The sequence below is a fragment of the Actinomycetospora sp. 2LY8.5 genome (genome assembly GCF_057180585.1).
The window spans coordinates 88,558-96,278 of sequence record NZ_JBXUHE010000028.1 but is presented as its reverse complement, the minus strand read 5'-3'; the positions used below and the strand labels follow the sequence as shown (position 1 = coordinate 96,278).

Here is a 7,721-nt window from a genome sequence, read left to right as displayed (position 1 = left end):
CCTGGCTGCGCGAGCGCTGCCCCGACCTCGTCGACCAGGCCGGCTGGCAGGCCATCGACGCCCACGAGCGCGGCCGTGGCGAGCCCGACGGCCGACCCCGCGTCAAGGTCGTCGACCGCGACGAGCTGACCGAGCTGGCGCGCGACTGACGTCCCACCCCTCGGGGGAGGACCGGAGAGGGTCTCGCCGCGGCGTGACCGGCTCCTCGGTCAGCTGGACCGGCTCACGACCGTGACACAGCCGGTGCGGCGGAGGAGGTCCTGACCTTCCGCGACCCCGACGGCCTGGTGATCGACCTCGTGCCTCGCCCGGCGATACCCGTTCGGCATGGGACGGCCTCGCCGCGGTGCCGGCCGAGCACGCCGTGCGCGGGCTGCACTCGGTCACGCTGCCCGAGCGCCCGCTCGATCCGACCGCGGCGATGCTCACGGGGCTGCTCGGCATGAACGCCGAAGGCGATGGGGATCGCGCCCGCTTCGACACGGGGGCCGAGCAGGCGGGCGCGGTGGCACCCTCACAGGACTCTCCTATCGCACGCAAAGCCGGTATCGCGATCATGGAGGACACGAGACGCGTGCCCGGGAGGTCGTCCTGAACGAGGTGTCTGCTGAAGTACCACTCGACGTCGAGGCCACAGGCCTCGTCCGCCGGTTCGGCCGCGGCGAGCGGGCCGTGACCGCCGTGGACGGGGTGGACCTCCAGGTGCCGGCCGGTACGGTCTTCGGGCTGCTCGGCCCGAACGGCGCCGGCAAGACGACGATCGTCCGGATACTCGCCGGGCTCCTGGCACCGAGCGGTGGCACGGCGCGGGCGGCAGGAGTCGACATCGGCCCTCGCGGACCCACCGACTCGGCGGCGCTGCGAGCCCGCATCGGACTCGCCGGGCAGTACGCGGGTGTCGACGAGATGCTCACCGGACAGGAGAACCTCAGGATGTTCGGGCGACTGGGCCACCTCACGGCCTCATCGGCCCGTGCCCGGGCCGACGCCCTGCTCGACCGCTTCGACCTCGAGGCGGCGGCCGACCGGCCAGCCCGCACCTACTCCGGTGGCATGCGTCGGCGGCTCGATCTCGCCGCGGCTCTGGTCGGCGACCCTCATGTCGTCTTCCTCGACGAGCCGACCACCGGGCTCGACCCCCGTTCGCGCTCCGCGCTGTGGGACATCGTGGAGGAGCTCGTGACCGAGGGGACGACCGTACTGCTCACCACGCAGTATCTCGAAGAGGCCGACCGGTTGGCCGACGGCCTGGCGGTCGTCGACCACGGGCGGGTGATCGCGACCGGGACCCCGGTCGACCTGAAGGGCTCGTTGGGCGGAAGCACCATTCGGGCGACCCTCGTCGACGCCGGCCTCGGCGCCACCGCCGTGGCGGCGGTGGCCGGGCTCGGGACGGCCCCGCCCACCCTCGACCTCGACGCCGTGGACGTCCCGGTTCTCGATCCCGCCGCCGCCCTGCCCGCGATCGTGCGGCGGCTCGACGCGGCCGACGTCGCCATCCGCGGCATCACGGTGCACGAGCCCTCGCTCGACGACGTCTTCCTGGCGCTGACCGGACGCCCCATCACCGACCGGGCCCCGACCGACCCCGCCGGCGAGAACCTCGAGGAGCCGGCATGAGCGACACCGCCACGACCGACACCGCCACGACAGGCACCGACGCCGAGCCCGCTCGCCCGCGCCCAGCACCGACGCCGCCGGCCGTGCCGGCACACCGGCCGTGGCTCGGCTGGGCCGTCCGGGACTCGGCGACCACGGCGTGGCGCAGCCTCGCCGGCTCCCTGCGCACCCCGCAGATCCTGGTCTTCGCGCTGATCCAGCCCGTCATGTTCGTCCTGCTGTTCCGCTACGTCTTCGGCGGGGCGATCAGCGTCCCGGGATCGGACTACGTCGACTACCTGATGCCGGGCATCTTCGTGCAGACCGCCCTCTTCGGCGGCGTCTCCACCGGCGTAGGGCTCGCGGAGGACCTCGGCCGGGGCGTGGTCGACCGCTTCCGCACCCTGCCGATGGCCCGGACGGCGATCATCGCCGGCCGCACGATCGCCGACGGCGCCCGCACCGTGGTGACCCTGCTCGTCATGCTGGCGGTCGGCTATGCCGTCGGTTACCGGCCCGCGAGCCTGGGCGGTCTGCTCGCGGGGCTCGGGCTCGTGCTCCTCTTGTCCTACGCGGTCACGTGGTTCTACGTGCTCGTCGCGCTCGCGGTTCGCCAGGCGGAGGCCGCGCAGTCGGCGGGTTTCGTGCTCACCTTCCCCCTGACTTTCGCCAGCAGCGCCTTCGTCACGACCGCGACGATGCCGGCCTGGCTCCGGGGTTTCGCCGAGTACCAACCGGTCACCGCGACCGCCGATGCGGTCCGCGCGCTCACCGGTGTGGGCGATGCTGCGCTGTGGCCTGCGGTGCTGTGGCCGGTCGGGCTGACGGTCGTCCTCGTCCCGCTCTGCGTGCTGTTCTTCCGACGCGCCCGCTGACCGGACCTCACGTGCACCGGGGGTCGGGCAGACCATGACGACGGGCGTGACCGTCGAGGCGCGCCCATCGCGCGGCCTCCCGTCCGTGGCGGAGTACCTCGGGGTGCTCGTCACCCACGGCGGCCCGGTCGCCGCGTGTCGTGGAGTCGGACGAGGTACCCCGCGACGAGCGCCGCGACCGGCTCCCTGATGCAGGCGGCCGCACCGGCCTCCGCCGCGTCGACGACCATCGACGTCGGGCTCCGGCGATCGATGAGCGCCACCACATCGGCTCGGGGCCTCCGACGCAGTGCTGCGCGTACCGCGTCGCCGGACGGATCCGTGAGCACGACGAACTCGTCGTCGTCACGCAGGCCGGCGAGGTCGGCGACAGCTCGCACCGTCCAACCGCTCGGCAGGGCGACGGCCAGGGAGGGGACGAGTGCTCGTCGTCCGAGCACGACGACGCCGACGTCGTCGGGGGCGTCCTCCGGAGCGACGTCCGGGGCGACCCGGGGCGCGGGAACGGCGTCGACGTCGAGCCGGGGGTGGAGCTGCACCGTTCCACGATCAGGGACGCCGGCCGCCGGACCCATCAGTGCGACCTGTGAAGCCGGTATGAGTTCCTCGGCCGTGGTGGCGCTGTGGAACGGCAGACGTGCTCCCGTGCGGTGCGTTCACGGCAGCGGAAGTGTGGCCGGGCGCAGCGTCGGCACATGCCGGGGTCGGAGGTCGGTGCCACGGCTCGCGTCACCACCGATCCTCGGCGCGGGTGATGTCAGCGACGTGGCGTCGCTGACACCCAGTGTCCGAAATCTTCCGTCGATCATGAACCCGGAGCACCGATGATCACCGCGCCCGGGACCGCCCTCGGTTCCGAGCCGCACGTCACCGACGAGCGAGGAGCCGCCCACCAGCCCGGTCGCCGTGCCTCCTGTGGGGCCGTGACCGCCCCTGCTGCGGGTCGGCCCGGGTGCCGCCGTGACTGCCGAGAGCGCGGGCCGCTCCAGTCCGCCACGTACCGTGGAGATCGGACCGATCGGACCGATCGGACCGATCGGGCACACGGGACCGCGGGGGAAGTCATCGCTGCGAGCAGGGTCGAGGTCGTCGTGGTGGGGGCCGGGTTCGGAGGACTCGCGGCGACGGCGCGCCTGCGCGCGTGCGGTCATGACGTCCTGACCCTCGAGAGTGCCGAGACGATCGGTGGGACCTGGCGGGACAGCACCTTTCCCGGCGCCGGTTGCGACGTCCCCTCCGCGCTGTACTCGTTCTCGTTCGCACCCAACCCGGACTGGTCACGGACCTACGCCAAGCAACCCGAGATCCTTGCCTACCTGCGCCGCACGGCCGTTGCGTTGGGCCTCACCGAGCACATCCGCTTCGGCACGCGGGTGCTGCGCGGCGACTGGGACGCCGCCGCCCGCCTGTGGCGCATGGAGACCACGACCGGGACGGTCGAGGCACGCTGGGTCGTCGCGGCGTGCGGGCCGCTGCACCAACCCTCAACACCCGACCTGCCGGGGCTCGACGCGTTCACCGGGGAGGTGTTCCACAGCGCGCGCTGGGACCACGACATCGACCTGACGGGGCGGCGGGTCGCGGTGCTCGGCACGGGCGCTTCCGCCATCGAGCTCGTTCCGCAGATCGCGCCGCAGGTCGAGCGGCTCGTGGTGCTCCAACGCACCGCGCAGTGGGTCCTCCCGGAATTCGATCGCAGGACGAGCCGGATCGAGCGCTGCCTGTTCCGCCGATTTCCGATCACCCAGCGGGCGCTCCGCCTCGCCGTCTACGCCGCCGCCGAGCTGTTCGCCATTGCCGTGCGGCACCCCTGGGTGCTGCGTCCCCTCCAGCGCCTCGCGCGCCGGCACCTCGAGCGCAGCGTGAGTGATCCGCGGCTACGGGACCGGCTCCGGCCGACCGACCGCTTGGGATGTCGACGCATCCTGATCTCCAACGACTGGTACCCGGCGCTGACCAGCCCGCATGTCACCGTCGCCGACGGGGCGGTGCAGACGGTCCGCCCGCGCGCCGTGGTCGACGGCGAGGGTCACGAGCACCCGGTCGACACGATCATCCTCGCCACCGGCTACCAGGTCGCTCAGTGGCCGGTCGCCTCGCTCTTCCACGACGCCGAGGGCCGATCGATGGCCGAGCACTTCGGGATCCGTGGCGCCCGAGCGCACCTCGGCACCACCGTGCCCGGGTTCCCGAACCTGTTCCTGCTCGGCGGCCCCAACTCGCTGGTGTACTCCTCGCTGATCGCGGTGATGGAGGCCCAGGTCGAACACGTCGCGGCAGCGCTCGCCGCAGCCCGGGTCCGCAGGCTGGACAGCATCGAGGTGTCTCCCGAGGCCGAGCGGGCCTACAACCGCGAGCTCGACCGACGGTTGCACGACACGGTGTGGGCCACCGGCTGCCGCTCCTGGTATCTCGACCGCCACGGACGCAACACCACGATGTGGCCCGGCACGACCAGCGAGCTGCGCCGACGGCTGCGCCGCTTCGACCCCGACGCCCACCGGCTGGCCGCGGCGGTCAGCCCACCGGCACCGACCGACTGCTCGCAGGCCACGTCGACCACAGCACGAACAACGCCGCGAGCAGCAGCGCAGGCGCGAGGGTCAACGACGTCGGGTTCCCACCGATCAGCCCACCGGTGACCACGGCGCCCGCCATGACCACCGCGAGCACCGCCGCGACCGGCCGGACCGCGAGGCCCGCCACCAGAGCAAGCCCACCCAGCATCTCCACCGTCCCGATGCCGTAGACGAGCCAGCTCGACGCCGGCAATCCATAGGTCCCGAGGTCGGCCACCCACCGGGCATGGTCGGTGAACTTGGGCAGGGCGAACACCACGAACAGCACGCCCGCCACGACCCGGACCACGGCGGCGGGACGAGGCGCCCGAGCGTGTACCACGGTGCGCAGCACCCTGTCGGTCCGATTCGTCGCGTTGCTCACGCTCTCCAGTATGCCGACAGCGATGACCGCCGCGACGATCTCGTCGACCACGTCGGGCCCTACCGACCCGCGGCCCTGCCCCTCCCCCGGAGGGGTCCGACCAGATCCTCGGAACCTCCGCGCTCCGTCAGCCGCCGAGGACCTCGCGGGCGCGGTCGGCACGGGAGCCCGCGACGAGAACGGAGAACCGTCGAGCGAGAACCCGTTCGACGGCTCCGACGTCCCGCAGTCCCTCGGTGGCGATGGACCCCACGACCCCGAAGGCCGCGCCTCCGAACGCGAAGAGCAGCGTCGGCCCCAGGATCGCGACGGGGAGGAGAACCGGCGTGAACAGAGAGAACACGAGGCCCAGCAGCAGTCCGAACCACAGGCCCGACAATGCGCCGAGACCCGCGGCCCGCATGATCGTCGACCGGCCTCCCGGCCGCACCTCCATGCGCAGATCGCCTCCGACGATGCGCAGGTCCTCAGCGGGGACACCGGCCGCCGAGAGCCGGTCGACGACGCCGCCGGCGGCCCGCAGGCTCTCGTAGGTCCCGAGCTCCTCGAGGCTCTCGTGCGTCGGTGCGGCCGGTGCGGCCGGTGCGGCGTCCTGGTCGATCATCGCGGTCATGACGTTCTCCCCTGGCGATCGGAGCGACGGCGACGCCGGAAGGGCCGGCGCCGGGACGAGACCGGTTCCGATCCCGCCGGGACCCAGCCTCACGTCGGGACCTGGGCGGCCGCTGTGACAGGGATAGGCGACGGCCCATGGCCAGGTCCACGTCCGCGCACGGCGGCGTCACGCCGCCGGCAGGAGTCGGTCGGCTGCCGAGGACGTCGTGCTCGGTGACGAACGGGACGCCGGTGATGTGCCTCGCCGACGTCGAGGTCGCCTCGGGTGGCTCCGGGAGCCCGTGGGGGGTGAGGGCTCCCGGAGCCGGGTCGACCGCTCGGGGGGCGAGCCGGTCGGGTCGACACTCTGCTCCGGATCGTGTGTTGGGCGCGAGGGCTCCCCGGTCCTGCACAGGAAGCTCATACGGGACGTACAGCAACGGTCCCCATGAATTCGGCCCTCGTCGCGATCGGGTGCGCCGACGGCCACCGCCTGGGCGGACCCGCCGGACTCGGCCTCGTCCTGCTGCTGCCCCACACCGTCACGTTGCTCGCCGACGTCCTCGTGAGCCCCCGGCTGGGCGGGCCCTGTGAACCATGTGCGTTGTCTGTGAGACGCGCGTTCTGGTTTGACCTGTCCGGTTTCGGGCCGACATCGTAGGCCGAGCTTAACCATCCGTTCAGCTGTCGTTCGGTGCTCGTTAACCGGGCGATCCGAAGGGCGAGGAGTCCACCTTACGATGCTGTTCTCGCGTCGACGTGCCTCACGGGACGAGTCGGGCACGGAAACGCCGACACCCCCTGTCGGGCTACCGGCCTCCGCGTCGGGAGGCCAGAACAGCCTCCGCGCCCCGAGTCCGTTGCACGCGTTCAACCGGTACGAACTGAAGTACCTGGTCCCCGAAGCCGTCGTGCCGGAGGTCCGGGAACTCCTCCGGGCCCGCATGGATGCCGACCGCAATTCGCAGCACGGTGGCTACGAAGTGATGAGTGTCTATTACGACACAGCGGCGCTGCGGTTCTACTGGGAGAAGATCGAGGGCCTCCGGTTCCGCCGGAAACTGCGTATCCGACATTACGGCGACCGCGCTTCGGTCACCGACGAGACCCCGGTCTTCGTCGAGATCAAGCAGCGCGTCAACCGGGTCACGCAGAAGAGACGGGTCAGCCTGCCGTACCGGCTCGCCCGACGGCTCTGCGACGACCGAGAGATGATCGAGCACGACCCGCGGCAGCGCGGGTTCCTCGAGGAGGTCCTCGCCCTCGTCGTCGAGAACGACCTACGCCCGATCGCGACGACCGGGTACCAGCGCGAGCCGTTCGTCGGCCGTGATGTCGACCTCGGCCTCCGTGTCACGCTCGACCACCGTGTCCGCGGCCGGGACCGGGACTTCCATCTCGGCGCCGGATCAGAGAACCGCTTCACCATTCCACCGCACCTCGCGGTCATGGAGGTCAAGGCCAACGAGCGGGTTCCCTACTGGGTCACCGACATGACCGCGGCCCAGAACCTCTCCGTGGTGCGAGTGTCCAAGTACTGCCAGAGCGTCGAGGTCTTCGACAAGGCGCCGCGCTCCGCCTTCCACATCCCCGAGGACGTCGAGGTTCCCCTCTCCGGACGCGCCCCGGCCTCGACCTCGTCCGCGTCACCGAGCCCTCGCGGCGCGGGGCAGATGGACCACCGTCTCCCCGCTCGCTAGCCCCTCGTCC

The 7,721-nt window shown here is 72.0% G+C and carries 7 protein-coding genes and 1 pseudogene; 5 read left to right on the top strand and 3 right to left on the bottom strand.

The window, feature by feature from the left end:
* Positions 1 to 346 precede the first annotated feature (346 nt).
* The 3 genes from AC2A1K_RS24880 to AC2A1K_RS24870 all read left to right on the top strand — a co-directional run bounded on the left by AC2A1K_RS24880 (position 347) and on the right by AC2A1K_RS24870 (position 2,474).
* On the top strand, positions 347 to 595 hold the full coding sequence (locus AC2A1K_RS24880; RefSeq protein ID WP_483899022.1) for a hypothetical protein: 249 nt from the start codon (positions 347 to 349) through the stop codon (positions 593 to 595).
* Positions 596 to 672: 77 nt separating this feature from the next.
* The gene (locus AC2A1K_RS24875) at positions 673 to 1,620 is read left to right on the top strand and encodes an ATP-binding cassette domain-containing protein (RefSeq protein ID WP_483899021.1); all 948 of its coding nucleotides are present in this window, start codon (positions 673 to 675) and stop codon (positions 1,618 to 1,620) included.
* A complete protein-coding gene (locus tag AC2A1K_RS24870) occupies positions 1,617 to 2,474 on the top strand; it encodes an ABC transporter permease (RefSeq protein ID WP_483899020.1) in 858 nt (285 codons plus the stop codon). Before AC2A1K_RS24875 ends, AC2A1K_RS24870 begins: the two co-directional genes overlap by 4 nt.
* 110 nt (positions 2,475 to 2,584) lie before the next feature.
* On the opposite strand, the gene AC2A1K_RS24865 is transcribed toward AC2A1K_RS24870, so the two are convergent.
* Entirely contained in the window at positions 2,585 to 3,013 is a 429-nt protein-coding gene (locus AC2A1K_RS24865) for a hypothetical protein (protein ID WP_483899019.1), read from the bottom strand.
* A gap of 555 nt (positions 3,014 to 3,568) precedes the next feature.
* On the opposite strand from AC2A1K_RS24865, the gene AC2A1K_RS24860 reads away from it, so the two are divergent.
* Positions 3,569 to 5,116, top strand: a complete 1,548-nt coding sequence (locus tag AC2A1K_RS24860; protein WP_483899018.1) for a flavin-containing monooxygenase — start codon at positions 3,569 to 3,571, stop codon at positions 5,114 to 5,116.
* On the opposite strand, the pseudogene AC2A1K_RS24855 reads toward AC2A1K_RS24860, so the two are convergent.
* Positions 5,103 to 5,309: pseudogene (locus AC2A1K_RS24855) on the bottom strand (DoxX family membrane protein); the annotation flags it as partial. The gene AC2A1K_RS24860 and the pseudogene AC2A1K_RS24855 sit on opposite strands and share 14 nt — an antisense overlap.
* Positions 5,310 to 5,544: 235 nt before the next feature.
* Complete coding sequence (locus tag AC2A1K_RS24850; RefSeq protein ID WP_483899017.1) at positions 5,545 to 6,030, bottom strand: general stress protein; 486 nt, start codon at positions 6,028 to 6,030, stop codon at positions 5,545 to 5,547.
* A gap of 721 nt (positions 6,031 to 6,751) precedes the next feature.
* Here AC2A1K_RS24850 and AC2A1K_RS24845 point away from each other — a divergent pair.
* Entirely contained in the window at positions 6,752 to 7,711 is a 960-nt protein-coding gene (locus tag AC2A1K_RS24845; protein ID WP_483899016.1) for a VTC domain-containing protein, read from the top strand.
* The last annotated feature ends 10 nt before the right edge of the window (positions 7,712 to 7,721 follow it).

Bases quoted from the DNA above. Each gene is read 5' to 3' on its own strand.
- AC2A1K_RS24870 (WP_483899020.1), top strand. From the start codon at position 1,617: ATGAGCGACACCGCCACGACCGACACCGCCACGACAGGCACCGACGCC.
- AC2A1K_RS24850 (WP_483899017.1), bottom strand. From the start codon at position 6,030: ATGACCGCGATGATCGACCAGGACGCCGCACCGGCCGCACCGGCCGCA.
- AC2A1K_RS24845 (WP_483899016.1), top strand. From the start codon at position 6,752: ATGCTGTTCTCGCGTCGACGTGCCTCACGGGACGAGTCGGGCACGGAA.